The sequence below is a fragment of the Acidiphilium sp. 34-64-41 genome (genome assembly GCF_002282635.1).
Lineage (GTDB): Bacteria > Pseudomonadota > Alphaproteobacteria > Acetobacterales > Acetobacteraceae > Acidiphilium > Acidiphilium rubrum.
Map to the genome: position 1 here is coordinate 20,954 of NZ_NCJX01000004.1, position 25,310 is coordinate 46,263.

At 63.8% G+C, this 25,310-nt stretch carries 22 protein-coding genes; 18 read left to right on the forward strand and 4 right to left on the reverse strand.

Translation table 11 applies throughout. From position 1 onward, the window contains the following. Window positions 1–4 precede the first annotated feature (4 nt). The gene (locus tag B7X49_RS01515) at window positions 5–1,759 is read left to right on the forward strand and encodes an ABC transporter ATP-binding protein (protein WP_051657487.1); all 1,755 of its coding nucleotides are present in this window, start codon (window positions 5–7) and stop codon (window positions 1,757–1,759) included. 98 nt (window positions 1,760–1,857) lie between these two features. On the opposite strand, the gene B7X49_RS01520 is transcribed toward B7X49_RS01515, so the two are convergent. Beyond that, on the reverse strand, window positions 1,858–2,715 hold the full coding sequence (locus B7X49_RS01520) for an oxidoreductase (protein ID WP_286703040.1): 858 nt from the start codon (window positions 2,713–2,715) through the stop codon (window positions 1,858–1,860). 99 nt (window positions 2,716–2,814) lie between these two features. Continuing rightward, window positions 2,815–3,534, reverse strand: a complete 720-nt coding sequence (gene ubiG / locus B7X49_RS01525) for a bifunctional 2-polyprenyl-6-hydroxyphenol methylase/3-demethylubiquinol 3-O-methyltransferase UbiG (RefSeq protein ID WP_286703039.1) — start codon at window positions 3,532–3,534, stop codon at window positions 2,815–2,817. A gap of 130 nt (window positions 3,535–3,664) precedes the next feature. Between ubiG and B7X49_RS01530 the strand changes: the two genes are divergently transcribed. From B7X49_RS01530 to B7X49_RS01570, 9 genes are all read left to right on the forward strand, one after another. Beyond that, window positions 3,665–4,882, forward strand: a complete 1,218-nt coding sequence (locus B7X49_RS01530; protein ID WP_029312800.1) for an aspartate kinase — start codon at window positions 3,665–3,667, stop codon at window positions 4,880–4,882. Beyond that, entirely contained in the window at window positions 4,882–5,922 is a 1,041-nt protein-coding gene (locus tag B7X49_RS01535) for a nitronate monooxygenase family protein (protein ID WP_286703038.1), read from the forward strand. The genes B7X49_RS01530 and B7X49_RS01535 overlap by 1 nt, the downstream gene beginning before the upstream one ends. Continuing rightward, complete coding sequence (gene ptsP / locus B7X49_RS01540; protein WP_051657486.1) at window positions 5,900–8,170, forward strand: phosphoenolpyruvate--protein phosphotransferase; 2,271 nt, start codon at window positions 5,900–5,902, stop codon at window positions 8,168–8,170. The genes B7X49_RS01535 and ptsP overlap by 23 nt, the downstream gene beginning before the upstream one ends. 86 nt (window positions 8,171–8,256) lie before the next feature. Continuing rightward, entirely contained in the window at window positions 8,257–9,417 is a 1,161-nt protein-coding gene (locus tag B7X49_RS01545) for a helix-turn-helix domain-containing protein (protein WP_286703037.1), read from the forward strand. A 15-nt stretch (window positions 9,418–9,432) separates the two neighbouring features. Beyond that, window positions 9,433–10,569, forward strand: a complete 1,137-nt coding sequence (gene ispG, locus B7X49_RS01550) for a flavodoxin-dependent (E)-4-hydroxy-3-methylbut-2-enyl-diphosphate synthase (protein WP_286703036.1) — start codon at window positions 9,433–9,435, stop codon at window positions 10,567–10,569. Window positions 10,570–10,821: 252 nt separating this feature from the next. Continuing rightward, window positions 10,822–12,057 (forward strand): histidine--tRNA ligase, encoded by a 1,236-nt coding sequence (gene hisS, locus B7X49_RS01555; protein ID WP_286703035.1) that lies wholly within the window; start codon window positions 10,822–10,824, stop codon window positions 12,055–12,057. Beyond that, window positions 12,054–13,109 carry a peptide chain release factor 1 gene (gene prfA, locus B7X49_RS01560; protein ID WP_029312794.1) on the forward strand — a complete coding sequence of 352 codons (1,056 nt, stop codon included), beginning with the start codon at window positions 12,054–12,056 and terminating at the stop codon, window positions 13,107–13,109. Before hisS ends, prfA begins: the two co-directional genes overlap by 4 nt. A 4-nt stretch (window positions 13,110–13,113) precedes the next feature. Continuing rightward, window positions 13,114–13,977 (forward strand): peptide chain release factor N(5)-glutamine methyltransferase, encoded by an 864-nt coding sequence (prmC, locus tag B7X49_RS01565; protein ID WP_286703034.1) that lies wholly within the window; start codon window positions 13,114–13,116, stop codon window positions 13,975–13,977. Between the two features lie 253 nt (window positions 13,978–14,230). Continuing rightward, the gene (locus B7X49_RS01570) at window positions 14,231–14,704 is read left to right on the forward strand and encodes a DUF4167 domain-containing protein (RefSeq protein ID WP_029312792.1); all 474 of its coding nucleotides are present in this window, start codon (window positions 14,231–14,233) and stop codon (window positions 14,702–14,704) included. A 3-nt stretch (window positions 14,705–14,707) separates the two neighbouring features. Here the strand turns inward: B7X49_RS01570 and B7X49_RS01575 are convergent, their stop codons facing one another. Next, the gene (locus B7X49_RS01575) at window positions 14,708–15,400 is read right to left on the reverse strand and encodes a tyrosine-protein phosphatase (protein ID WP_286703033.1); all 693 of its coding nucleotides are present in this window, start codon (window positions 15,398–15,400) and stop codon (window positions 14,708–14,710) included. A gap of 43 nt (window positions 15,401–15,443) precedes the next feature. Here B7X49_RS01575 and B7X49_RS01580 point away from each other — a divergent pair, with 43 nt between their 5' ends. The 8 genes from B7X49_RS01580 (at window position 15,444) to B7X49_RS01615 (ending at window position 24,356) form a co-directional block, all read left to right on the forward strand. Then, window positions 15,444–15,956: a CHAP domain-containing protein gene (locus tag B7X49_RS01580; protein WP_286703032.1), complete on the forward strand. Its 513-nt coding sequence runs from the start codon at window positions 15,444–15,446 to the stop codon at window positions 15,954–15,956. A 9-nt stretch (window positions 15,957–15,965) separates the two neighbouring features. After that, window positions 15,966–17,525, forward strand: coding sequence for a murein biosynthesis integral membrane protein MurJ (gene murJ / locus B7X49_RS01585; protein WP_286703031.1), 1,560 nt, complete (start codon window positions 15,966–15,968; stop codon window positions 17,523–17,525). A 222-nt stretch (window positions 17,526–17,747) separates the two neighbouring features. Further along, entirely contained in the window at window positions 17,748–18,749 is a 1,002-nt protein-coding gene (trpS, locus tag B7X49_RS01590; RefSeq protein WP_286703030.1) for a tryptophan--tRNA ligase, read from the forward strand. After that, a complete protein-coding gene (locus tag B7X49_RS01595) occupies window positions 18,746–20,389 on the forward strand; it encodes an ABC transporter substrate-binding protein (protein ID WP_286703029.1) in 1,644 nt (547 codons plus the stop codon). The genes trpS and B7X49_RS01595 overlap by 4 nt, the downstream gene beginning before the upstream one ends. Then, window positions 20,386–21,405, forward strand: a complete 1,020-nt coding sequence (locus B7X49_RS01600; RefSeq protein ID WP_286703028.1) for an ABC transporter permease — start codon at window positions 20,386–20,388, stop codon at window positions 21,403–21,405. The genes B7X49_RS01595 and B7X49_RS01600 overlap by 4 nt, the downstream gene beginning before the upstream one ends. 4 nt (window positions 21,406–21,409) lie before the next feature. Beyond that, window positions 21,410–22,384, forward strand: coding sequence for an ABC transporter permease (locus tag B7X49_RS01605; protein ID WP_286703027.1), 975 nt, complete (start codon window positions 21,410–21,412; stop codon window positions 22,382–22,384). Next, the gene (locus tag B7X49_RS01610; protein WP_286703026.1) at window positions 22,381–23,379 is read left to right on the forward strand and encodes an ABC transporter ATP-binding protein; all 999 of its coding nucleotides are present in this window, start codon (window positions 22,381–22,383) and stop codon (window positions 23,377–23,379) included. Before B7X49_RS01605 ends, B7X49_RS01610 begins: the two co-directional genes overlap by 4 nt. Continuing rightward, window positions 23,376–24,356, forward strand: a complete 981-nt coding sequence (locus tag B7X49_RS01615; protein ID WP_286703025.1) for an ABC transporter ATP-binding protein — start codon at window positions 23,376–23,378, stop codon at window positions 24,354–24,356. The genes B7X49_RS01610 and B7X49_RS01615 overlap by 4 nt, the downstream gene beginning before the upstream one ends. A 47-nt stretch (window positions 24,357–24,403) precedes the next feature. On the opposite strand, the gene B7X49_RS01620 is transcribed toward B7X49_RS01615, so the two are convergent. Then, window positions 24,404–25,204 carry a hypothetical protein gene (locus B7X49_RS01620; protein ID WP_286703024.1) on the reverse strand — a complete coding sequence of 267 codons (801 nt, stop codon included), beginning with the start codon at window positions 25,202–25,204 and terminating at the stop codon, window positions 24,404–24,406. Between the last annotated feature and the right edge of the window lie 106 nt (window positions 25,205–25,310).

Sequence of the window (25,310 nt, forward strand, 5' to 3'; positions counted from 1 at the left end):
CGAAATGACGGCGAGCGAACTGCCGCTCGAACAGCAAAGCGCGCTCCGCTTTATTCTCGGCGCGGCACGGCGGCGGTTCTGGTCGCACATCGTGGTGCTGCTGTCTGTCATGGTTGCGGTGGGCTGTTCGATCGGCTCGCAATATGCCGTCAAGAACATGGTCAATGTGCTGGCGGCGCACCGGGTGGATGAGGTTTGGCTGGCGTTCGGGCTGCTGGCGGGATTGATCGCGGCGGATAATCTGGCCTGGCGGGTCGGCGGCTGGGTCGCGGCGCGGGCATTCGTGGTGGTGACTGGCGATATCCGGCGGCGGCTGTTCAACCATATGCTCGGCCATTCCCACGGGTATTTCGCCGAGCGGCGGCCCGGGATGCTGGCGGGGCGGATTTCCGCGACCGGCAATGCGGTGTTCCGGATCGAGAGCCTGACCTTCTGGAACGTGCTGCCGCCGTTATTCGCGGTGTTCGGTGCGATGCTGCTGCTGATTTCGGTCAATGCCGTGATGGGGCTTGCCGTGGTGGTGGTGGCGCTGGTGCTGGGGGTGATCCTGAAGCGGTTGGCCGAAGGTGGCGAGGCGCTGCACAAGGATTATGCGGTCAAGGCCGCATCGGTCGATGGCGAGTTGGTCGATGTGATCAATAACGTGGGCGTGGTGCGGGCGTTCGGCGCGCTGCGGCGCGAGCGGCGACGATTTGCCGGGCGGGTGGGCCATGAGATGGATGCGCGGCAGGAGAGTCTGCGCTACCTCGAAAAACTGCGGATCTTTCATGCGGTGTGCACCGCCGGCCTGACCTCCGCCCTGCTCGCCTGGACGCTGCATTTATGGGTGCTGGGGCGGGTTTCACCTGGGGATGTCGTGCTGGTGACGACGCTGGGCTTTACCGTGCTGCATGGCACGCGCGATCTGGCGGTGGCGTTGGTCGAGATGGTGCAGGATTTCGCACGGCTGACCGATGCGCTGAAGGCGCTGCTGGTGGCGCATGACATGGTCGATGATCCGGATGCGCCGCCGCTCGATGTGCGGCGCGGGGCGATCAGTTTCCGGCATATCGAATTCGCCTATCCGGACAGCGACGTGCTGCTGCGGGATTTTTCGCTCGACATCCAGCCGGGCGAGAAGATCGGGCTGGTCGGGCGTTCGGGCTCGGGCAAGACCACGCTGCTGGCGTTGCTGCAACGCCAGTTCGACCTGCCGGAAGGGCAGATTTTAATCGATGGCGAGGATATTTCGACCCGTACCCAGGCCAGCCTGGCCGGGGCGATTGCCGTGGTGTCGCAGGATGTGCAGTTGTTTCACCGCTCGGTGCTGGAGAATATCCGCTATGGCAAGCCATCCGCCACGGATTCCGAGGTGCGCGCGGCGGCTGAGGCGGCGGAATGCATGGGGTTCATTCGCAAATTGCCGGACCGGTTCGACACGATGGTCGGCGAGCGGGGAATGAAATTATCGGGCGGGCAGCGCCAGCGGATTGCGATCGCGCGCGCGTTTCTATGCGATTCGCCGATTTTGCTGCTGGATGAGGCGACCTCGGCGCTGGATTCGGAATCCGAGAAATCGGTGCAGGAGGCGCTGGCCCGGCTGTCGCACGGGCGGACGGTGATTGCCGTGGCGCACCGGCTATCGACGGTGAAGGATTTCGACCGGATCGTGGTGATGGAGCAGGGCCGGATTGTCGATCAGGGCGCGCCGGATGCGCTGGCGGCGCGGCCGGGGCCGTATCGGGATCTGCTGGCGCATCAGGGGATGCAACTGGTCTGAGCGAGGCTGAACGCCGGCTACTGTGATGTTAAATCGCCGCCGCCGCTTGCATGCGGAGGCGGCGATTTACATTGTCATCGGGTTGGCACCACGCTGGATCAGGCGGCGGTCTGATGCTCCGGGAAATCGGCCGAGAGCGTCAGACCCTGCCATTTTTCGAGCTCGGCGCCGAGCGTTGCGACGTGTTTGCGCGCAAGGTCGAGTGCCGGGCGGCCGAGCACCAGGTGCAGCGGCGGTTCGGCGGCTTCGACGGCGGCGATCATGGCCTCGGCGCCGCGGCGCGGATCGCCGGGTTGTTTGCCGCTGCGGGCGGCGGTTTCACGGCGGCGGACGCCGGCGGTTTCGGCGTAATCCGCGATCTGGGTGGCGGATTGCACGATTGAACGGCCGGCCCAGTCGGTACGGAACGGACCCGGCTCGACGATGGTGACCTTGATGCCGAGGGGTTTGCCCTCGATCGCGAGGGATTGCGACAGGCCTTCGACCGCGAATTTGGTGGCGTGGTAGTAGCCGGTGGCACCGAAGCTGACGAGACCGCCGATCGAGGAGATATTCACAATATGGCCGCTCTTGTGCTTGCGCATGCCGGGCAGCACCGCCTTGGTCATGGCGATGAGGCCGAACACGTTGGTTTCGAACAAGGCGCGGACCGCCTGATCCTCGCCCTCCTCGATCGCGGCGAGGTAGCCGTAGCCGGCGTTGTTCACGAGCACGTCGATCCGGCCGAATTTGGCTTCGGCCGCGGCCACAGCGGCATCGACATCGGCTTGTTTGGTGACGTCGAGTTGCAGTTTGAGCAGGTTGCTCTGGTGCTGGCCGCCCAGATCATCGAGGCTTTTCAGGTTGCGGGCGGTGGCGATGACACGGCCGCCGCGTTCGAGCACCGCCTCGGTCAGTTCACGGCCGAAGCCGGTCGAACAGCCGGTGATGAACCAGATTTTTGTGGACTCCGTCATGCGAGGTCTCCTTTTCGAGCAGATCGTTACGGGTCATCATGTCATGAGCCGGCCCGGCGTGCGCAAGGGGCGCGCGGGCTGAGCGACGCGGATGCCGGGTCACGCGTGCGCGACGCCGATGTAATTCACTGAAAGATTGCGCGATTCCCGGAACCCGCCGCCCCGCAGCGACGGCACCAGGCCCGCCATGTCGCCCATGCGCAGGCCGGCGTTGCGGCACATGATCGATAATTCGCCGGGCGTGATGAAGCGCGCCCAGGAATGCGTGCCGACCGGCAGCAGGCGGAGCAGGTGTTCCGCACCCAGCTTGGCGATGGCGAAGGATTGCGGTGTGCGGTTCAGCGTGGACAGGAAGAGCAAGCCGCCGGGTGCGAGCAGGCGGGCGAGGCTCGCGAGAAACGCCTGCGGATCGGGGACGTGTTCGATCACTTCGAGCGCGGTGACGATGGGAAAGCGCGCACCCTCGTTGATCAGATCGTCGGTTTCAGCGGCGCGGTAGGCGATGGTCAGACCTTGGCCGGACGCATGCGCGCGGGCGGCGGCGATGGCTTCGCCGGCGGCATCGATGCCGGTGACGCGGCAACCGGCACGGGTCAGGCTTTCGGCGAGCAGGCCGGCGCCGCAGCCGACATCGAGCAGATCGACCGGATCATTGCCGAAGCGCGCGCGGATTCGCTGCATGATCCAGGCGGTACGTGCGGGGTTCATGGCGTGCAGCGGTCGCATCGGGCCGGTCTTGTCCCACCAGCGTGCCGCCAGCGCGTCGAATTTATCGACTTCGCGCCGATCGGCGGTTCCTTGTCGTTCCGTGATGATCATGCCGCCTCGCATTGCCCTTCGCCGCCCCGCCCGGTATGGGGACGCGGAGTTTATGTGAGCCCGGCGGGGCAAACCGGCAAGCGCTCCGCCCAAAGTCAACCAAAATACCCACGGCAACGAACGGATTGTTATGGCGCGTATCGTGATGAAATTCGGCGGCACATCGGTCGCCGATCTGGACCGGATTCGCAATGTGGCGTCCCGCGTCAAGCGCATGGTCGATGCCGGGCATGAGGTTGCGGTGGTAACCTCGGCGATGGCGGGTGCCACCAATCAGCTGGTCGCGTGGTGCCAGGAATTATCCCCGCTGTACGATGCGCGCGAATACGACACGGTGGTGGCGACCGGCGAGCAGGTGACTGTTGGGTTGCTCGCGATCGCGTTGCAGACGCTGGGGGTCGAGGCACGGTCGTGGACCGGCTGGCAGGTTCCGGTGGCGACCGATGGGCAGCACGGCAAGGCGCGGATCAACTCGATCGACGGTGCGGAGCTGATCAGGCGGATGCAGGCGGGCCAGGTGCCGGTGATTGCCGGGTTTCAGGGCATCGGGCCGGACAAGCGGATCACCACGCTGGGGCGCGGCGGGTCCGATACCTCGGCCGTCGCGGTGGCGGCGGCGATCGGGGCGGACCGGTGCGATATTTATACCGATGTCGATGGTGTTTACACGACCGATCCGCGGATCGTGCGCAAGGCACGCAAACTTGCGGCGATCACCTATGAGGAGATGTTGGAGCTCGCCTCGGTTGGTGCCAAGGTGTTGCAGACGCGTTCCGTCGAACTCGCTATGAAGGAGCGGGTTCGGGTGCAGGTGTTGTCCAGTTTTTCCGAGGAGCCGGGAACCCTGGTCGTTGATGAGGATGAAATCGTGGAACAGGAAATCGTCGCCGGCATCGCCTATTCGCGGGACGAGGCCAAGGTTACCATCCGCCGCGTGCCGGACCGGCCGGGGGTGGCGGCCGCCGTGTTCGGGCCGCTGGCCGAGGCGAGCATCAATGTCGATATGATCGTGCAGAACGTGTCCGAAGACGGCACCACCGACATGACGTTCACGCTGAACAAGACCGAATTGCCGCGCGCGCGCGCCGTGCTGGAATCGATGCACCCCGAAATTCAGTACGCCGATCTTTCGATCGATGCGGATGTTGCCAAGATATCGGTCGTCGGCGTCGGCATGCGCAGCCATGCGGGCGTCGCGGGCACGATGTTTCGCGCACTCGCCGGACGGGGGATCAATATATTGGTGATCTCGACCAGCGAGATCAAAGTGAGCGTGTTGATTGCGGCGGAATATACCGAACTCGCGGTGCGCGCCTTGCACACCGCCTATGGATTGGATGTTGCCTGATGAATGCACTCGATCATCTGTGGGCGCGCGGCTGCGACTTCCTGGGCACCGAGACCGCCATCATGGGCGGGGCGATGAGCTGGGTGAGCGAGCGGCATCTGGTTTCGGCGATTTCCAATGCCGGCGGGTTTGGCGTGATCGCCTGCGGTTCGATGAACCCGGCCCTGCTGGATGCCGAGATCAGCGCGACCAAGGCGCTGACCGGCAAGCCGTTCGGCGTCAATCTGATCACAATGCATCCGCAGTTGCTCGAACTGATCGAGGTTTGCATCCGCCATGAGATCGGCCATGTCGTGCTGGCGGGCGGCGTGCCTTCGGGTGCCGCGGTGCGGGCGGTACGCGACAGCGGGGCGAAGCTGGTGTGTTTTGCGCCGGCGCTGGTGCTGGCCAAGCGGCTGATCAAATCCGGCGCCGATGCGCTGGTGATCGAAGGGTCCGAGGCGGGCGGGCATATCGGGCCGGTGTCGTTAACGGTGCTGGCACAGGAGATTCTGCCAGTGATCCGCGAGGTGCCGGTGTTCGTGGCCGGCGGGATCGGGCGCGGCGAGGCGATTCTGGCGTTTCTGGAAATGGGCGCATCGGGCGTGCAGCTCGGCACACGGTTTGCGGCCGCGACCGAAAGCATTGCGCATGAAAAGTTCAAGGCCGCGTTCGTGCGGGCGAATGCGCGCGATGCGGTGCCTTCGGTGCAGCTGGACGCGCTGTTTCCGGTGATTCCGGTGCGCGGCCTGGCGAACGAGGGAACGCGCAATTTCCTCGCACACCAGGCGGCGACGCTGAAACGGTTTCAGTCCGGCGAATTGACCAAGGAGGCGGCACAGCTTTCGATCGAGCATTTCTGGGCGGGCGCGCTGCGCCGCGCGGTGATCGATGGCGATGTCGAGCAGGGATCGGTGATGGCGGGGCAATCGGTCGGGATGGTCACCGCGATCCAGCCAGTAGCGGCGATCATTGCGGAACTGATCGGTCAGGCCGAGGCGGCGCACGCCGCGCGTCAGGCACAGGTGCCACGCACGGATGCTCGAAGCCACGCCGCCTGATCCTGCCCTGCCGGAGTCGGGCGCCGAGCCGTTCGCGGCCGCGCGCCGGCTGTTCGCGAAACTGCGCGAGCGGCTCAGCGGCGGCAATTCCAGCCTGGCGGAACTCGCCGAACTGATCGCGAGCGAACTCGAGGTCGAAGTCTGCTCGATCTATGTCGCGCGGCCGGGCGAAATGCTGGAGCTCGCCGCCACCTATGGGCTGCGGATCGGCGCGGTCGGGCGGACGCGGTTGCGGGTGGGCGAAGGCATCATCGGGCTGGCGGCGGCCAAGGGCGAGTTGATGAACCTGCCGGATGCGCAGAATCATCCTGAATTCGCCTACCGGCCGGAAACCGGCGAGGATCGCTACGCCTCGATGCTGGCGGTGCCGATCCGCCGCGCCGGGCGCACGCTGGGCGTGATCGCGGTGCAGAATATCGAACCACGGCAATATGATACGTTCGAGGCCGAGACGATTTCGACCATCGCCATGCTGCTGGGTGAGATATTGTCGGCCCAGGGTGCCGGCAATATCGCGCCGACCGGGCTGGGTGATTCGCTCTCGCGCCGGTATGCCGGGCATCCGCTGGCGCCGGGCATCGTACGGGGCAGCGCTTTGCCGTTCGGCCGCTCAACCGGGCCGCGCCATGTGCTGGCCGATGATCCGGCGGCCGAGATCGCGCGGCTCGAACAGGCGATGACCGAGGCGGAGCAGAGCCTCGATACGCTGATGGCGGATCATCTGCCGCAGGGCCACGCGACGCGCGAAGTGCTTGATGCGTATCGGTTGATCTCGCAGGGCACCGGCTGGCTCGAGCGGGTGCGGAGCGCGATCAACGATGGCTTGACCGCCGAGGCCGCGGTCGATCAGGTGGGGTCGGAATTGCGGCGGCGGATGCGCAAGATCGCCGATCCGTATCTGCGTGAACGGCTGGCCGATGTCGAGGACATGATCGAGCGAATGCTGACCGCGCTGGGTGCGGGCACCGCCAAGCCCGATGATGCGAGCGGCATGATCCTGATCGTGCGGCGGCTGGGGCCGGCGGAATTGCTCGATTGGCATCGGCGCGGGATCGCGGGGGTGGCGATCGAGGAGGCGAGTTCCGGCGGCCACGCGGCGATTCTGGCGCGTGCGCTGGATATTCCGGCTCTCGCGGTCGAGGCTGGCGCCACCGAGGCGGCGCAGCAGGGCGACGCCGTGCTGCTCGATGCGGAATCCGGCGCGTTGATCCTGCGACCGGACCCTGAAGTGACCGCCTTGTATGAGCGCGCGCTTGCCGCCCGCTCTTCGCGCGCGGCGGAGCTCAGTGTGTATCGGGACCGCCCGGCCGCCACGCTGGACGGCACCCGGCTGACGCTGATGCTCAATGTAGGCCTCGCGTTCGAACTCGATCAGCTGGCGCGCACCGGCGCCCAGGGGATCGGACTGTATCGTACTGAAATTGCGGCTCTTGCTGCCGCCCGCGTCCCCGGGGTGGCCGCGCAGGCGGCGGATTACCGGCGCGTGATCGAGCGCGCGGCTGGGCAGCGGGTGGTGTTTCGCACGCTCGATCTGGGCGCCGACAAGATGCTGCCGGGCGAAGCCGATGACGCGGTGGAAAATCCGGCGATGGGCTGGCGCTCGCTGCGGGTTGGGCTCGATCGGCCGGCGATTCTGCGCAAGCAATTGCGCGCCCTGTTGATGGGGGCCGCCGGACACCGGCTTTCGATCATGTTCCCGATGGTGGCGACGGTCGCTGAATTCCGCGCGGCGCGCGACCTGCTGGAAGCCGAAGCCGCCAAGCTGGCTGACAAACCGACCGAGATCGAGGTCGGTACCATGCTCGAGGTACCGGCGCTGCTGTTTCAATTGCCCGGATTGCTGGCCGAAGCGGATTTCATATCGCTCGGCACCAACGACCTGATGCAGTTTTTATTCGCCGCCGATCGTGGCACACCGAAGCTGGCCGGGCGCTACGATGTGCTATCGGCACCGGTGCTCGAACTGATCGAAGGGCTGGCCGCGGCGTGCGCCGAGGAGGAGGTCGGGTTTTCGATCTGCGGCGAGGCGGCGGGCCGGCCGCTCGATGCGTTGGTGTTCGCGGCCATCGGGGTTAACACGCTGTCGATGTCGGGAACCGCCATCCTGCCGGTCAAGGCGCTGCTGGCGGCGGCCGATCTGGGTGCGATGCGGCCGGTGCTGAGGGAATTGCGCCGCGCCGGTGCTGCGGGCGGCTCGCTGCGCGATCCGTTGACCGCCTGGGCGCGCGAGCATGGTTTGCCGATCTGAGCGGATCGGGGTAAACATTTGATCCGATTGGCGTTGGCAGCGCAGCGCCGCAGACGATGTCATACGGCTTACGGATGATTTCTGCGATGAATAATATGAACGGCAACCGCGACACCGACATGACGATCCCCGAATATCAGGCTTCCGGTCTGAGCGGCCCGGCCAAGGTTGGCTCGGAACTGCGCGGCGTGCGTGAGCGGTTGGGGTGGAAATTGCCGGATCTGGCGGCGCGGCTGAAAATCCGACTGCCGTTTCTCGAAGCGATCGAGGCGGGCGACCTCGCTGCCCTGCCCGCCCCGGCCTATGCTGCGGGGTTTATCCGCTCTTACGCCGAGACGATGGGGTTGGACCCTGATGAAATTCTCCGGCGGTTTCGCGCCGAGGGCATGACCAAGCCGAAACAGCCGCATCTGACGTTTCCCGAACCGGTGCCCGACCGCGCGGTGCCACCGGGTGCGGTGGTGTTTCTGGTCGCGGTGATTGGTATCGGCGCTTATTTCCTGTGGTATCGTCATTCCGAGCATGAGCTGAAAATGGCGCAGATGGTGCCGGCAATTCCGGCCAAGCTGGCACCGCTGGCAGTGCCGAAGCAGCCTGCGCCGGTGGCCAAGCCGGTGAGTAAGCCGAATGCCGCCGCAGCATCTGAAACCGTGACACCGAGCCAGTCACCGGCGGGCGGCACGGTGAGCAGCGTCGCGACCACGACGACAACGCCTGATACGGCGGTGACCACGGCCGGCGGCAATGGATCGGCCGCTACCAATTCCCAGCCATCGCCCGCGGGAACCGCGGCAGCGGTCGCCGGGGCGCAACCGGCGGCGACGGGTCCTGGCAATGCTGGGGCGACGCCTCCTGCTTCGGCCGCACCCGCGGGCGCTGCGCCGCCCGCCGCTTCCACAGCATCGAATCAGACCCAGGCCGGCCCGCTGGTGATCAGTGCCACCGCCGATAGCTGGGTGCAGGTGCAGGGGCCGACCGGCACGATCCTGTTCAGCCGCGTGCTCAAGGCCGGCGAGACCTGGCCGGTGCCCGACGAGCCCGGCCTGACGCTGACCACCGGCAATGCCGGCGGCACCGTGCTGATCCATAACGGCGTGAGCGGCAGCCCGCTTGGCAATGCGGGGTCGGTGATGCGCAAAGTGCCGCTGACGCCAGCCGCCGCCGCACCAACATCATCGACATCGAGCACCCCGGCACCCGCCGGGACCTCACAACCGACGCCACAAGTGCCGAAACCGGCGCCATAACCGCGAGACACAGTCATGAATTACCGCGAATACCAGATGCTCACCCGCCGCAAATCCCGCCAGATCAGTGTCGGATCGGTCAAGGTGGGGGGCGATGCGCCGGTTTCGGTGCAGACCATGACCAACACGCTGACCGATGACGTGGCGGCGACCGTGGCGCAGATCCACCGCGCCGAACGCGCCGGGGTCGATATCGTGCGGGTGTCGTGCCCGGATGAAGCCAGCACGGCGGCGCTGGTGGATATCGTCCGCCAGGTGAATGTGCCGATCGTGGCGGACATCCATTTTCACTACAAACGCGCGATCGAGGCCGCCAAGGCGGGCGCCGCGTGCCTGCGGATCAACCCCGGCAATATCGGCAGTGCCGAGCGCGTGCGCGAGGTGGTGACAGCGGCGCGGGATTATGGCTGCTCGATCCGCATCGGCGTCAATGCGGGGTCGCTGGAGCGCCATCTGCTCGAAAAATATGGCGAGCCTAACCCCGAAGCACTGGTCGAATCGGCGCTCGAACACGCGAAGATCCTGCAGGACCATGATTTTCACGAATTCAAGATCAGCGTGAAAGCATCCGATGTGTTCATGGCGGTGGCGGCGTATCAGCAGCTCGCCGATGTGTGCGATCACCCGTTGCATATCGGCATCACCGAAGCCGGCGGGCGGCGCACCGGCACGGTGAAATCCTCGATCGGGCTAGGGTCGCTGCTCTGGGCCGGCATCGGCGATACCATGCGGGTCTCGCTTTCGGCGGAGCCCGAGGAAGAGGTGCTGGTCGGCTGGGATATTCTGAAATCGCTCGGTATCCGGCATCGCGGCGTGCGGATCATTTCCTGCCCGTCCTGCGCGCGGCAGGGGTTCAACGTGATCGATACCGTCGCCAAGCTGGAAGACCGGCTGGCCCATATCGAAACGCCGATCACGCTTTCGATTATCGGCTGCGTGGTGAACGGGCCGGGCGAGGCGCTGATGACCGACCTCGGCGTGACCGGCGGCGGCAACGGCCGGCACATGGTCTATGCGGCCGGCAAGACCGATCACACGATCGAAGGTGATGCAATGATCGATCACGTGGTCGGACTGGTCGAGACGCGGGCGGCGAAATTGCAGGCTGAGGCGGCTCTCGCGAAGGAGGCGGCGCAGCAGGCTGCGGAATAGCCGAGGGATGGTGTCGCGCGATAGATCGAGCATGTCGCCGGCTTTCCGGGCGTGACTACGCTGCCGCACAGGTCATGAATTCTGGACACGCATCCCAGGGTTTGTGAAGCGAGCGCCTTTGCAGACCGTCGTGGACCCGTATTCGCCGGCAGGCTGAACGGTACAGGGTCGTCTGATCCATACCGCTGCTGTTCAAAGGCGATGAATTCCGGCAAACGGACCAGATTCCCGACCTTTGAAGGATCACTTGCCTTGACCAAACTGCAGCCCGTGCGTGGCACCCAGGACCTGATCGGTGAGGACCAGCGCCGTCATGCGCATGTGGTGGCGACCGCGCGGCGGATTGCAGCACTTTATGGCTGCGCCGAATGGTCCACCCCGATTTTCGAGGCGACGGCGGTGTTCTCGCGCAATCTCGGCGAGACGTCGGATGTGGTGACCAAGGAAATGTACACGTTCGACGATCGCGGCGGCGACAGCATCACCTTGCGCCCGGAAGGCACCGCGGGGGTTTGCCGCGCGTTGGTCTCGAATGGGCTGACCCAGACGCTGCCGCAAAAGATTTTCTACACCGGCCCGATGTTTCGCTACGAGCGTCCCCAGAAGGGGCGGTATCGGCAGTTTCATCAGATCGGGCTCGAGATCATCGGCGCCGCCGAACCGCTGGCGGATGCCGAGGCGATTGCCTGTGGCTGGCAGATTTTGCGCGAACTCGGCATTACCGAGAGCGTCACTCTCAATATCAACACGCTCGGCGACCGTGAGAGCCGCGATGCCTATCGCACCGCGCTGGTCGATTACCTGTCGCGCTACGAGGCGGACCTATCGGCGGACAGCCGGGTCCGCCTGGTCAAGAATCCGCTGCGGATCCTTGATTCCAAGGATGCCGGCGACATCAGGCTGCTGGCCGACGCGCCGATGATTTATCAGCACCTCAATGCGACCTCGGCGGCCTTCTATGACGGGTTGAAGACCACCCTCACCCGGCTCGGTCTCGATTTCATCGAAAACCCGCGGATCGTGCGCGGCTTTGACTATTACAATCATACCGCATTCGAATTCGTCAGCACCGGCCTGGGTGCGCAGGGCACCGTGCTCGGCGGCGGGCGCTATGACGGGTTGGTCGAGCAGATGGGCGGCCCCTCGACGCCGGGTATCGGCTGGGGCGCGGGGGTCGAACGCCTGGCCATGCTGCTCGCCGAGACGCCGGCGGTTGACCGCATGGTGGCGATCATTCCGCTCAGCGAGGGCGAGCAGGGTGTTGCGATCGATCTGCTGAACCGGTTGCGCGGCGCGGCTATCGCGGCCGATCTGGCCTATCGCGGCAACCTCAAGCGCCGCCTCGACCGGGCCAACAAAATCAATGCGAACCACGCCGTGCTGATCGGCGCGGATGAGCTTGCGCGCGGCGCCGTGACCCTCAAGACGCTCGATGACGGCAGCCAGCGCGAGGTCGCCATCGCGGATCTGATTTCAGCACTGCGATGAACCTTGCGGACAAACTCGACCGCATCGTCGATCGCGCCGCCGAGTTGCGGGCGATGCTGTCATCGGGGCTGGATGGTGAGCGGTTCGTCGCCGCATCGCGCGAGCTGGCCGAGATCGAGACGATCGAGGCGCAGGTGATCGAGTTTCGCGCCGCCCAGCGGGCGCAGGCCGAGGCGGAGGCGGCGCGGGCGGACCCCGAGTTGCGCGATCTGGCCGATGCCGAGCTGGAAGGTTTGCGCGAGAGCTTGCCCAGACTGGAACGCGAGATCACGCTCTCGTTGCTGCCGCGCGACGAGGCGGATGCGCGCTCAGGCATTCTGGAAATTCGCCCGGCCGCCGGCGGGGACGAGGCGGGATTGTTCGCCGCCCAGTTGTTCGGCGCCTACAAGCGCTATGCCGATGCGAAGGGCTGGCGCTTCGAGATCATGGATTATGCGGAAACCGAACTGGGCGGGTTGAAGGAAGGCATCGCGGAGATCACCGGCCGGTCGGTGTTTGCGCGGCTGAAATACGAGAGCGGCGTGCACCGGGTGCAGCGGGTGCCGACCACCGAGACGCAGGGGCGCATCCATACCTCGACGGTCACGGTCGCGGTGCTGCCGGAGGCGGAAGAGGTCGATGTCGAGGTCAACGAGGGAGATTTGCGGATCGATGTGTATCGGGCTTCGGGCGCGGGCGGGCAGCATGTCAACAAGACCGAATCCGCCGTGCGAATCACGCATGTTCCCACCGGCATCGTCGTGGCGATGCAGGAGGAGCGCAGCCAGCACAAGAACCGCGCCAAGGCGATGAAAATTCTGCGCGCGCGGCTCTATGAGCAATCGCGTGCCAGCCTTGCGGCCGATCGCGCGGCGGACCGGAAATCGCAGGTCGGCACCGGTGATCGATCGGAGCGCATCCGGACCTACAATTTCCCGCAGGGCCGCGTCACCGATCATCGGATCAATCTGACGCTGCACAAGATCGATCGGGTGATGCTGGGCGAGTTCGACGAGATCATCGACGCCCTGACCGAGGAAGACCAGGCGGCACGGCTGGCGGCGCTCGCCTGATCGGATGGCGGTCGTCGCGACGCACGAGGCTTTAACGGCGATCGCGGCGATTCTCGCGGCGGGCGGCATCGAGGAGCCGCGCCGGGAAGCGCGGCTGATTCTGGCGCATGCGATCGGGTGTGATCCTTCATCGCTGTTCAGCCGTGAAACCGTCATGAGTGATGCGGCACTGGCGCTGGCGCGGCGCCGGGCGACGCGCGAGCCTCTGGCCTATATCACTGGGCACCGCGAGTTCTGGAGCCTGGAGTTGGCGGTGTCACCCGCCACGCTGATCCCCCGGCCGGACAGTGAAACCCTGATCGAGGCAGCGCTGCATCATCGGCCGGATCGGGCGTGGGTTCGCACCGTGCTCGATCTCGGCACCGGCACCGGCGCGTTGCTGCTGGCCGCGCTGAGCGCCTTCGACGGCGCGTTCGGGATCGGGACCGACCGGATCGCCGCGGCAACCGCCCTCGCCCGCGCCAATGCGCGGCACCTGGGGTTCGCCGCACGCTGCGGATTCGTGGTCGCGGATTGGACCGCGCCGCTGGCCGGGTCGTTCGATCTGATCCTGTCGAACCCGCCTTATATCCCCTCACCCGCGCTTGCCGGGCTGATGCCCGATGTCGCCCGGTTCGAGCCGGTTTCAGCGCTGGATGGCGGGGTGGACGGGTTCGATGCCTATCGGTGCATCATTGCGGAGCTGCCGCGGCTGCTGGCCCCGGCGGGGATTGCTGTTATCGAGGCCGGCATCGGGCAGGCGGCGGGAATTGCGGGCCTCGCGGCGGCGGCCGGACTTGCCGCGGTCAGTCACGCCGACCTTGCCGGCGTGCCCCGCGCCATCGTCATGTCAGCACCGGAGGGAGTGCGTGAAAAAACCATTTGGTGAATCTCGCGAATCAGACTATCTAGCACGTGCATTCTTTGATACCCGGATAAATGTGATTCGGGTTGGTGGTCATACAACCGAACATTAACGGTTGTGGTGCAATATCACCGGATCGAGCGTGTATGAACGATCTCGTAATGATCAATCACTTTATCTCTCGGGTTAGCGGATTTGGCGCGCTCATGAACGCTCGACATAGGTTCGAACGCTGGGGGCGCGGCAGGACGCACTGCAACAGGATGACGGAAGTTCGATGAATATCAAACGTATGCGCGGGCGCAACAACCGGAATAACGGCGGTGGCGGCGGCGGTAATTTTCGAAGCTATCAGAGCGGAACACCGCTCAATCGGAACCATGTGTTCGACAGTTCCGGCCCGGAGCAGCGGGTGCGTGGCACGGCGCAGCAGCTTTATGACAAATACCAGCAGATGGGTCGCGATGCGTCGAGCAGCGGCGATCGCGTGCTTGCGGAAGCCTATTATCAGCATGCCGAGCATTATTTCCGCATCATCACCGCGATGAACCAGGCCCAGGGCAACCAGGGCGGCCAGCAGCATAATCAGAACAACCAGCAGAACGGCCATGCCAACGGCCGGCGCGATGACAATCAGCGCGACGAGTCCCAGAACGAGGGTGAATACAACGATCAGGCCAACGGCCTGGGCGATCAACCGCAGGTCGAGCCGCGCGAAATCCCGATCAGCGTCGCACCGCCGGAAGGCTGAGCGCTACTCCCGCGCCAGGATCCGGTCGTTCACGAAGCGGGCGATCCGGCGTGGCAGGGATTTGGCGCTGCGCGCATCGAACGCGCGCCGCAGGGCGATCTCGTCGTAATCCTCGGCCACCCAGTTCAGAAACGGTTTGCGCCCCTCGCCCGCGCGCTCGTATTCATCGAGAAACGCGTCGAGGATGCCGGTATTCGACTGGCGGATGTGGCCGAACCGCCAACTCAACTGCGCGCGCGCCGCCGCCGCCGTGCCGCCTTCGATCAGGACGAACAGCGCTGAGCCGATCCCGGCACGATCGGCGCCGGATTTGCAATGGACCAGTGCAGGGCGCTGCATCGTGCGGAAAATATCGGCGATCCGCAAAATCCGGTCCCGCTGCGGCGCACCGCGCGATTCCAGCGCCATGTCGTAGAAATCGAGCCCGAGCCGGCGGGCCGCGTCGCGCGACAACGCATCCGAACCGTTGCGGCATTCGCCCCGCAAATTGACGAGTGTGCGCAGCCCGACGGTGCGGGTGAATTTTTCCAGCTGAAACGGCACCGGGTGGTTCGAGCGGTACAACGCACCTGCCTTCACCGCGGCGAAATTGGTCCAGCCGAGGCGGAGCACGGCGTGATCGACGAACAGCGCATCGAGCCAAGCGTTGCGCCGTCCGGCCCTGGTTGCAATGTCACCGCGATAGATCGTGTCCATAAAATCCTGTTTAGCAGGACAGCGGCTCTGATAATATCCAGCCATGCGAATCGGCTGGCCGATGGTTATCGTGGTGCTCGGTCTCAGTGGCTGCGGCACATCGCCGCCGCGCACCGGCATTAACGCGTACGGGCAGCGCACAAACCTTTCCTGCGTGCCCTATGCCCGCGCGGTTTCCGGTATTGCGCTGACCGGCAATGCCTGGACCTGGTGGCACGAGGCCGCCGGCCGCTATACGCGCAGCCACGCACCGGCGGTGGGTGCCGTGCTGGTGCTGCGCCGGCATGGCTCGATGGATGAAGGGCATTTGGCCGTGGTGACGCATATTGTGGCATCCCGCGAAATCACCGTGACCCAGGCGAACTGGCTGCCGGGGCGGATCGAGCATGGGCAACCGGTGTTCGATGTCTCGCCGCGCAACGACTGGACGCTGGTGCGCGTATGGTATCCGCCGACGCGGGCGCTGGGCATCACCGAGTATCCGGCGGATGGGTTTATCTTGCCCACCGCGCCGCAGAACGTAGCCCGGCTGGAAGCCACGCTTGCCGCACGCTAAGACCCTGCAATGATCAGAAACGCCCTTACGGTCGGCGCCTGGACGCTGGGCAGCCGCGTGCTCGGCTTCGCGCGCGATATCCTGATCGCGGCGCTGCTCGGCGCGGGGCCGGCGGCCGACGCGTTTTTCGTGGCCCTGCGGCTGCCCAATCTGTTCCGGCGGCTGTTCGGTGAAGGTGCGTTCAGCGCTGCCTTCATCCCCGCCTATACCGCGACACTGAGCCATGAAGGCGAAGCGCCGGCGCGGCGACTGGCCGAGGATATCACGGCGATCATGGTGGTGTTTCTGTTCGTGCTGATGGCGCTGGGCATGATCTTCATGCCGGCGGTGCTCGATGCACTCGCACCGGGATTTCGTGCGGAGCCTGCGAAATTCGCGCTGGCGGTGCATTTGTCGCGGATCACCTTTCCCTATCTGTGGCTGATCTGCCTGTGTGCGCTGTTCGCCGGCGTGCTGAACGCGCGGGGCCATTTCGCCGCCGCTTCCGCCGCACCGATCCTGTTCAATGTGTCGATCATCGGAGCCTTGTTCATTCTACACGGCAATGGCGAGCGCGTGCCCGAAGCCCTGGCCTATGGCGTGGTGATTTCGGGCATCGTGCAATTCGCGATGCTCGGGCGCGCCCTGGTGAAGGCCGGCACGCCGCTGCGCCTGCGCATGCCGCGCCTGACGCCGGGTGCGGTCACCGTGCTGCGCCGCCTCGGGCCGGGGTTGATCGGTGCGGGTGTCACGCAGCTTAATCTGACGGTCGATACCATCATCGCTTCGCTGCTGCCGAACGGCACCGTCTCGGTGCTGTATTACGCGGACCGGGTCAATCAACTGCCGCTCGGCGTGATCGGTGCGGCGCTCGGCACCGTGTTGCTGCCCAGCCTGTCGCGGCATTTTCGGCGCAACGAGACGCTGCAAGCCCAGGGGGCGCTCAATCGGGCGCTCGAATTCGCCCTGCTGCTGACCCTGCCGGGTGCTGCCGCACTCGGGGCGATCGGCCTGCCGATCATGCGCACCTTGTTCGCGCATGGTGCGTTTTCCGATGCCGATGCCGCCCGCAGCGCGGCAGCCCTGGCGGCCTATGCGTTCGGCCTGCCTGCCTTCGTGTTGGTCAAGCTGTTCGCACCGGGCTTTTTCGCGCGCGGTGATACGAGAACGCCGGTGAAAATCGGCCTCGCCGCCGTCGCGCTCAATCTGGCGCTCAACCTGATGCTGATGCACCCGTTGCAGCAGGTGGGAATCGCGCTGTCGACCAGCACTGCGGCCTGGTTCAATGTCGCGATGCTCGCCCTGCTGCTGCGCCGGCACGGCGGCTTCGCGCCGGATCGGCGACTGCTCGGGCGCGTCATCCGCATTGTGATCGCCAGCGCGGCGATGGCGATCATGCTGGTCACACTGCGCGCCACACCGCTGATGCACCTGCCGGGCAGCCTTGCGCTGATCGGGCTGATCGGCCTGGGCATCGGCGGATTCGGCGTGATCGGGCTGGGGATCGGGGCGTTTCGCGTGGCCGAAGTGCGGGGCTTGTTGCGGCGGCCGGCGAAGGGGGCCGCGGCGCTGGATGGTGTTAAAGGTTGAAAGGGCGAGTCAGTTGAGGAAGGGCTTCTTTTTTGTAAAAAAGAAACAAAAAACTTTTTGACTCTGGGGCATGGGCGTTTGAAACGACACGGGCCCAAATTAACAAAGTTTTTTTGCTTCTTTTTTGTTCACAAAAAAGAAGAACCTTTACCCCAACTATCTCGCCTCCCTCCGGCCGATCCCCTGCTTGACCCCGCCGCACAACACAGCCGATACAGGCGCATGGCACGCATTTTCTCGGGCATTCAGCCCACCGGCATCGCGCATTTGGGCAATTATCTCGGCGCCATCCAGAACTGGGTGGCGCTGCAGGAGGGCAATGAGGGCATTTATTGCCTGGTCGATCTGCACGCGATCACGGTGTGGCAGGACCCGCATGCGTTACGGGCGCAAACCCGCACCAACGCGGCCCTGTTGATTGCCTGCGGCATCGATCCGTCCCGCAGCATTCTGTTTCATCAATCGGCCGTGCACGCGCACGCGCGATTGGCATGGATTTTCAACTGCGTCGCGCGGTTCGGCTGGCTCAACCGGATGACCCAGTTCAAGGACAAGGCCGGCAAGGATCGCGAGGCGGTTTCGACCGGCCTGTTTGTCTATCCCAACCTGATGGCGGCCGATATTCTTGCCTATCACGCCACCGAAGTGCCGGTGGGCGACGATCAGAGCCAGCATCTGGAACTGGCCAACGACATCGCGCAGAAATTCAATCACGATTATGAGACCGAGTTTTTCCCGGTCATCCACCCGCGCATCATCGGCGGCACCGCGCGGATCATGAGCCTGCGTGATGGCGCGAAAAAAATGTCGAAATCCGACACGTCAGACCAAAGCCGGATCAACCTGACCGACGACAACGACACGATCGCGCAGAAAATCCGCCGGGCCAAAACAGATCCCGCCGATCTGCCGGATCATCCCGAAAAGCTCGAAGGCCGGCCGGAAGCGCGCAATCTGGTTGGTATTTTCGCGGCCCTTGCCGATATCTCCCAAGCCGAGGTGCTGCGCCTGCATGGCAATCAGGGGTTCGGGCATTTGAAGGAACAACTGACCGAACTCGTGATCGAAAAACTAACCCCGATTCGCGAGGAAACCAACCGGCTGGCGGCCGACCCCACGCATATCGATACGATTTTGCAACATGGTGCGGCCCGTGCCGCCGCAATCGCCAACCCGATCGTCGCGGAGGCTGAACGCCTGGTCGGCATGTTGCCGGCCGCATGAAGGTCGTTGCAGCGGCGCTGCTGATTGTCGCCTGCCTCATCGCCGGCAAGGCCGAGGCGAAGGCCGCCGACTATGGCGGAACGCTGCGGCTGATTACCACCGCCGGATCGGGCTCGTTTGATCCGCAGATCAACTATACCGAGCGCTACTGGGAGATTTTCCAGGCCATGTACGACGGCCTGGTCACTTTCGCGAAGACCAGCGGGCCGGGATCGCTGGTGATCGTGCCGGATCTCGCGACCGAGGTGCCGAAACCAACTGACGACGGCAAGACCTACGTGTTTCATCTGCGCCGCGGGATAAAATTCTCGAACGGCGAACCCGTTACGGTCCAGGCGGTGGCTCATAGTCTTCGCCGCCTGTTCAAGGTGAACAATCCCAACGCCGGCACCTGGTACGACGTGATCGTGGGCGGGCGCACCTGCAACGCCCATCCGCGCCATTGCACCCTGCCGGGCGTGGTGATCGATGCCGCGAGCAACACCGTCACGATTCATCTGCGCCATCCGGATTCCGAGTTTCTCGATCAGTTGGCCGTGCCGTTCGGCGCGATCCTGCCGGCTGACACGCCCGATCACGATATGGGCACGCAGCCGATTCCCGGCACCGGCAGCTATATGGTCAAATCCTACGATCCGTCCGGCGGCATCGTGATGGTGCGCAATCCGCATTTTCATCAATGGAGCGCGCAGGCGCAGCCAAAAGGCTACCCGAACGAGATTGACTACAAATTCGGCCTATCGGCGGAATCGCAGGTCACCGCGGTTGAAAACAATCAGTACGATTGGATGTTCGAAGACGTGCCGGCCGACCGGCTGAACGAGATTGCGACCAAATACACCACACAGGTCCATATCAATCAGCTCAACTGGTTCTATTACGCGCCGATGAACGTGAATATTGCGCCGTTCAACAACAAGGATGCACGTCTGGCCGTGGAATATGCGGTGAACCGGGAATCGATGGTCAAATTGTTCGGCGGCAACGCCCTGGCCAAGCCCGATTGCCAAATCCTACCGCCCGAAATGCCGGGTTATCAGGCCTATTGCCCGTATACCGAACATCCCGGCCCCACATGGTCGGCCCCGAACTGGACCCTGGCCCGTGCCTACATGAAGAAATCCGGTATGATCGGCCAGCACGTGACCGTAATCACCCAAGTGCAGTCACCGTTCCGCCAGATTGGTATTTATTTGCAGGATGTGCTGAACCGGCTTGGGTTCGTCGCCGATGTCAAACCGCTCTCGTCGAATATCGAATTCAATTACATCCAGAACACCAACAACAAGGTGCAGATTTCTGTGACCGACTGGGCCCAGGATTATCCGGCCGCATCGGATTTTCTGAATGTGCTGTTCTCCTGTAATTCGTTTCGGAAAGGCTCGGATAATTCGATCAATATTTCGGGATTCTGTGAACCCGCGATCGATGCGGAGATGGCGCATGCCGAAACTTTGTCGCTGCTGCACCCCAACCAGGCCAATGCCATCTGGTCGCATGTCGATCATCAGATCACACGGCGGGCTTTGGTGGTCAGCCTGTTTTCGGTCGCGAAACTCGATTTCACGGCGGCCACGCTGAAAAATTTCACGTTCAGTGGCGAATACATGTTTCTGCCCCAGCTTGCGGTGGTCAAATGAGCGAGGTGAGCGCAACGGAACGCGATATCGCACCGCCGGCGCCGGGGTATTGGGCGATGGCCGGCCGCAAGCTGCTGCGCGACCGGGCGGCGATGATTTCACTGGCCGTGCTTGTTATCATCGCGCTGCTGTGCGCGGCTGCTCCCTGGTATGCCGCGCATATTGCGCACACCAATCCGTTCCGCTCGAATTTGTCGGGCACGGTGATGCGTCATGGCAAGCCGGTCGAGGTGCTGGGTGCGGCGAACAACCCGCTGCATCTCGGCATCGAGCCAATCGGGCCGTCGTGGCGGCTCGGTCCCTATATGCTGGGTGCTGATCAACAGGGGCGCGATGTCGCGGCCCGTCTGCTCTATGGCGGCAGCAATTCTCTGATCATTTCCTTCGCCGCCGCCGCCGTCTGCCTGATTCTGGCCGCGATAACCGGAATTCTGGCAGGGTTTTTCGGCGGCTGGGTGGATCGCGTCATTTCCTGGCTGCTCGATGCGCTCTGGGCGTTTCCGGTATTCCTGTTGGCCATTTCGCTCTCGGTCGTGCTGATCGCGCATGGGATCGATCTTGGCCTGTTCAGGCTCGATGCGTCGAGCCTTGCGCTGCCGATCACGATCATTGGCGTCATCTACGTGCCCTATGTGGCGCGGCCGGTGCGTGGCCTGGTGATGGGTTTGCGCCAGAGCGACTATGTGCTCGCCGCCATCGGCATCGGCGCGCCGGCTTGGCGGATCTTGTGGTTCGATATTCTGCCGAACGTGATTTCAGCGCTGGTGGTGTTCGCGCCGCTGATCATCGCCCTCGATCTGCTGACCGAAGCGGCGCTGTCGTTCCTGTCGATCGGGGTGCAACCGCCGGCGGCAAGCTGGGGCACGATTATTCATGACGGCGAGAGCCTGATCTATACCCGCCCGATGGTCGCGATCGCGCCGGGGCTTGCCATTGTCATCACGGTCCTGGCGCTGAACATTCTGGGCGATGGCCTGCGCGATGCGTTGGACCCGCGCGCGAAACTGCGGAACTAGAGGCATGGCAAGCACCATCATTCGCCGGTTGGTTCATATGGTTGCCGTGCTGTTCGGCATTTCCGTCCTGGTGTTCCTGATTTTTTTCGCAACCCCCGGCGCCAATCCGGCCGCGCGCATCGCCGGCAAGAACGCCTCGCCGCAGACGGTCGCACGGGTGGAGCGGCAGTTCGGCCTCAACCGGCCGCTGCCAATTCAATACGCTCTCATGATGAAAAAAATCTTTATCACCCGCAATCTTACCTCCTACGTGAACCTTGGTGAAAAAGTCGTGCCGCAGGTGTTCAAGGCGGCACCGATCACTTTATCGTTGGTGGCGGGCGCGGCAATCATTTGGATTGTCGTGGCCATCGCGATCGGGGCCGTGGCGGCGGCGTTTCGCAATAGCTGGATCGACCGATTATTGATGGTGCTGTCGTTGATCGGCATTTCCATGCCAGTGTTCTGGGTCGGCACCATGGCCAATCTGTTCACCCAGGGCATCTGGCATCATACGTGGCTGTTTTCCTGGGTGCCACCGCTCGGCTATGTCGATTTTTCGAAATCGCCCGTGCTGTGGTTTAAATCACTGCTGATCCCGTGGATCACGCTCGCTATACTCTACATCGGCCTTTATGCCCGCGTGCTGCGCGCCGCCCTGATCGAAACCATGCAGGAAGATTTCATCCGCACTGCCCGCGCCAAGGGATTATCCGAACGCCAGGTGCTGCTGCGCCACGCGCTGCGCTGCTCGCTGGTGAGCGTAGTGACGCTGTTCGGCCTCGATTTCGGCGTGCTGGTCGGCGGCGGCGCGCTGTTGACCGAGGTGGTGTTCGGGCTGCAAGGCGTCGGGTATCTGACCTATCAGGCCCTGGAGACTTTGGATTTGCCGATGATCATGGCGACCGTGATCTATGCCTCCGTGTTCGTCGTCGTCTCGAACGCGGTGGTCGATATTGTTTACGCCGCGTTCGACCCGCGCATGCGGTTGCGCCGATGAACCCTTTACTGGAGATTGTGGATCTGGCTGTCAGTTTCCGCACGAGCAATGGTTTGATCCGCGCGGTCGATGGGGTTTCGTTCAGCATCGCCGAGCGGGAAATTCTCGGCATCGTCGGTGAATCGGGCTCGGGCAAAAGCCTCACCGTGCTTGCCATTCTCGACCTGATCGGCGACCCCAACGCCGTCGTCACCGGGTCGATCCGGTTTCGTGGCACCGAACTGATCGGGCAGAAGCCCGAAACCCTGCGCCGGTTGCGCGGCGGCGCCATCGCGATGATTTTCCAGGACCCGATGACAGCGCTGACCCCGGTGTTTACCATCGGCGCGCAGATCAGCGAACAGATCCGCATCCATACCGATTTGTCACGCCATGCAGCACAGGCACGCGCGGTCGAGTTGCTCGATGCGGTGGGGCTGCCCGATCCGCACCGCGCCGCCGCGCGCTATCCGCAGGAATTGTCCGGCGGGCAACGCCAGCGCGCCGTGATCGCCATGGCGCTGTCATGCAACCCCGCCTTGCTGCTGGCCGATGAACCGACCACCGCGCTCGACGTGACGGTGCAGGCGCAGATTCTCGAACTGATCCGCAAATTGCGGGATGATTTCAATTCCGCGGTCATTCTGATCACCCATAATCTGGGCGTCGTCGCCGAAACCGCCGATCGCGTCGCGGTGATGTATTCAGGGCGCATCGTCGAAACCGCCGACACCGGCGCGCTGTTTGCCGACCCGCACCACCCCTACACCTGGGGCCTGCTGGGCTCGATGCCGGCGCTCGATGGCATCCGCCGCCCACGGCTGACCACCATTCCCGGTCTGCCGCCGGCGCTCGACCGCCGGCCGCAAGGCTGCGCGTTCTCGCCACGCTGCGGCTTCGTGCGGCCGGAATGCCTGCCGGCGCCACCGTGTTTGACCGGCACTACGCACCAGGCCGCCTGCGTGATCGCCGATCATGAACGCGCCGCCGCGCGCAATCAGGTGCTGGCGGCATGAGCACGCCCTTGCTGACGATCGACCGGCTGAGCAAAACCTACACCACCGGCAGCGGCCTGACGCGGGCGGGCAAATCGCTGATCCGCGCTGTCGATGACGTGTCGTTCACGATAGCGGATGGCGAAACGCTCGGCCTGGTGGGCGAATCCGGCTGCGGCAAATCCACGCTCGGGCGTTGCGTCACCCGGTTGCTCGATGTTTCGTCCGGGCGGATCACGCTGGCCGGCACCGACATCACCCGGCAACGCGGCGCTGCCCTGCGCGCCACCCGCGCCGATCTGCAAATGATCTTCCAGGACCCCTACGCGTCGCTCAACCCGCGCCGGCGGGTGCGCGATATCGTGGCCGAGCCGCTCGTCGTGCATCGGCGCGGCAACCGCGCCACCGTCAGCGATTCGGTACGGCGCCTGATCGCCGATGTCGGCCTGCGGCCGGAACATCTCGACCGGTTTCCCCACGAGTTTTCCGGCGGTCAGCGCCAGCGCGTCGGCATTGCGCGCGCGCTCGCGCTGGCACCCAGGCTGATCGTCGCCGATGAACCGGTATCAGCGCTCGACGTTTCGGTGCAGGCGCAGATCATCAACCTGTTGACCGATCTCAAGCGCGATCGCGGCATCGCCATGCTGTTCATCGCGCATGATCTGGGCGTGGTGCGGCAAATCGCGGATCGGGTCGCGGTGATGTACCTCGGCCATATCGTGGAGATCGGCGCGACCGAACAAATCCTCGCGGCCGCAGCGCATCCCTACACCGAAGCGCTGATCTCCGCCGTGCCGGTGGCAGACCCGGCCCGCGCGAAACAACGCCACCGCATCGTCCTCGCCGGCGATCCGCCGAGCCCGGCCAACCCGCCCAGCGGCTGCCCGTTCCATCCGCGCTGCCGCTATGCCACCGATATTTGTAAAACCGCGATGCCGGCGCTGCGTGAAATGGCCGATGGACGGTCGGTTGCCTGTCACCATCCGGTGGGAGAATAACAAGAATAGCAAGTGCTTTTTTTTGAAAAAAGAAGCAAAAACTTCTGTTAGTTTGGTTTGGCGGATTTGAGACCTCCGGGGTCGTAAGCGATGATCAACTGCCCCCAAGATATTGATTTCGCTGTCTGTGAATTGTAAATCTTCGGATAAGGGAAATAGATTTTTGCGGCACCATCGCCCGCTTGTTTAACGAGCCGGTTCGCAACGGTACCGCTCGTAACGACGGAAACGCCAATTTCATTTCCAAGAAAACCAAGCCAACCACTCATCTTGTCCCAGTTGTTTGCCGGCCCTGGTCCAGCACCAAAGTCAGGCGCAAGACAACCCGCCGCTATCGCCGCGCCCGGGTTCAGGATCGTGGCCCCCTTGTCGATCATACAGGTCGCGGCGCCCTTCAAAGCAGCCAAGTGAGCGCTCGTCATCCTGAAAATGGTGTCGGACCTTGAGAGAACCGGAATTGACGCCCAGGATTTGGCGTGCATCGTGAAGAGCCCGATATGACCGATAAGTTTTTCATGCCATCCGGCTCGCCTCAAGGCAGCGCCCCAAATCGTGAGCTGGGAGGCTGGGGCGAGTACGGTTTGCGCGCCGAAATATTTCATAAACAGGTTGAATTGTTTGGAGAAACCTGGGCCGGCAGCACCTTGACCCAACATCTGGATAACTGGCCAATGAATGAAAGGAGGTGGGACAAAGTCACCATAACCATCCAATATCCTAAAATAACCTTTGGTTTCAGTTTGCCACAGTATGGCATCACCATTGGCCGCTAATACTGGAAGAACCATAACGATTGAATGACGTGCGATATACTGGCGATATATATCGTTTTGTATCAACTGCGGCACTGCTATCTTGTTGCGTGCCTATCCGGTTGACTCAGACACCCACTAGGGCTAGTGGCCCCCGCCATGGCGGCCATTGACATTCACCAGCGTGACGAACTGGCTTTTC

Excerpts from the sequence above, each read along its gene's own strand:
- ispG (WP_286703036.1), top strand. The coding sequence starts at position 9,433 with ATGAATTACCGCGAATACCAGATGCTCACCCGCCGCAAATCCCGCCAG.
- B7X49_RS01545 (WP_286703037.1), top strand. The coding sequence starts at position 8,257 with ATGAATAATATGAACGGCAACCGCGACACCGACATGACGATCCCCGAA.
- B7X49_RS01520 (WP_286703040.1), bottom strand. The coding sequence starts at position 2,715 with ATGACGGAGTCCACAAAAATCTGGTTCATCACCGGCTGTTCGACCGGC.
- B7X49_RS01535 (WP_286703038.1), top strand. The coding sequence starts at position 4,882 with ATGAATGCACTCGATCATCTGTGGGCGCGCGGCTGCGACTTCCTGGGC.
- B7X49_RS01580 (WP_286703032.1), top strand. The coding sequence starts at position 15,444 with ATGCGAATCGGCTGGCCGATGGTTATCGTGGTGCTCGGTCTCAGTGGC.
- ubiG (WP_286703039.1), bottom strand. The coding sequence starts at position 3,534 with ATGATCATCACGGAACGACAAGGAACCGCCGATCGGCGCGAAGTCGAT.
- ptsP (WP_051657486.1), top strand. The coding sequence starts at position 5,900 with ATGCTCGAAGCCACGCCGCCTGATCCTGCCCTGCCGGAGTCGGGCGCC.
- B7X49_RS01570 (WP_029312792.1), top strand. The coding sequence starts at position 14,231 with ATGAATATCAAACGTATGCGCGGGCGCAACAACCGGAATAACGGCGGT.
- B7X49_RS01530 (WP_029312800.1), top strand. The coding sequence starts at position 3,665 with ATGGCGCGTATCGTGATGAAATTCGGCGGCACATCGGTCGCCGATCTG.
- B7X49_RS01605 (WP_286703027.1), top strand. The coding sequence starts at position 21,410 with ATGGCAAGCACCATCATTCGCCGGTTGGTTCATATGGTTGCCGTGCTG.
- B7X49_RS01600 (WP_286703028.1), top strand. The coding sequence starts at position 20,386 with ATGAGCGAGGTGAGCGCAACGGAACGCGATATCGCACCGCCGGCGCCG.
- B7X49_RS01615 (WP_286703025.1), top strand. The coding sequence starts at position 23,376 with ATGAGCACGCCCTTGCTGACGATCGACCGGCTGAGCAAAACCTACACC.
- murJ (WP_286703031.1), top strand. The coding sequence starts at position 15,966 with ATGATCAGAAACGCCCTTACGGTCGGCGCCTGGACGCTGGGCAGCCGC.
- B7X49_RS01515 (WP_051657487.1), top strand. The coding sequence starts at position 5 with ATGACGGCGAGCGAACTGCCGCTCGAACAGCAAAGCGCGCTCCGCTTT.
- B7X49_RS01595 (WP_286703029.1), top strand. The coding sequence starts at position 18,746 with ATGAAGGTCGTTGCAGCGGCGCTGCTGATTGTCGCCTGCCTCATCGCC.
- prmC (WP_286703034.1), top strand. The coding sequence starts at position 13,114 with ATGGCGGTCGTCGCGACGCACGAGGCTTTAACGGCGATCGCGGCGATT.
- trpS (WP_286703030.1), top strand. The coding sequence starts at position 17,748 with ATGGCACGCATTTTCTCGGGCATTCAGCCCACCGGCATCGCGCATTTG.
- prfA (WP_029312794.1), top strand. The coding sequence starts at position 12,054 with ATGAACCTTGCGGACAAACTCGACCGCATCGTCGATCGCGCCGCCGAG.
- B7X49_RS01575 (WP_286703033.1), bottom strand. The coding sequence starts at position 15,400 with ATGGACACGATCTATCGCGGTGACATTGCAACCAGGGCCGGACGGCGC.
- B7X49_RS01610 (WP_286703026.1), top strand. The coding sequence starts at position 22,381 with ATGAACCCTTTACTGGAGATTGTGGATCTGGCTGTCAGTTTCCGCACG.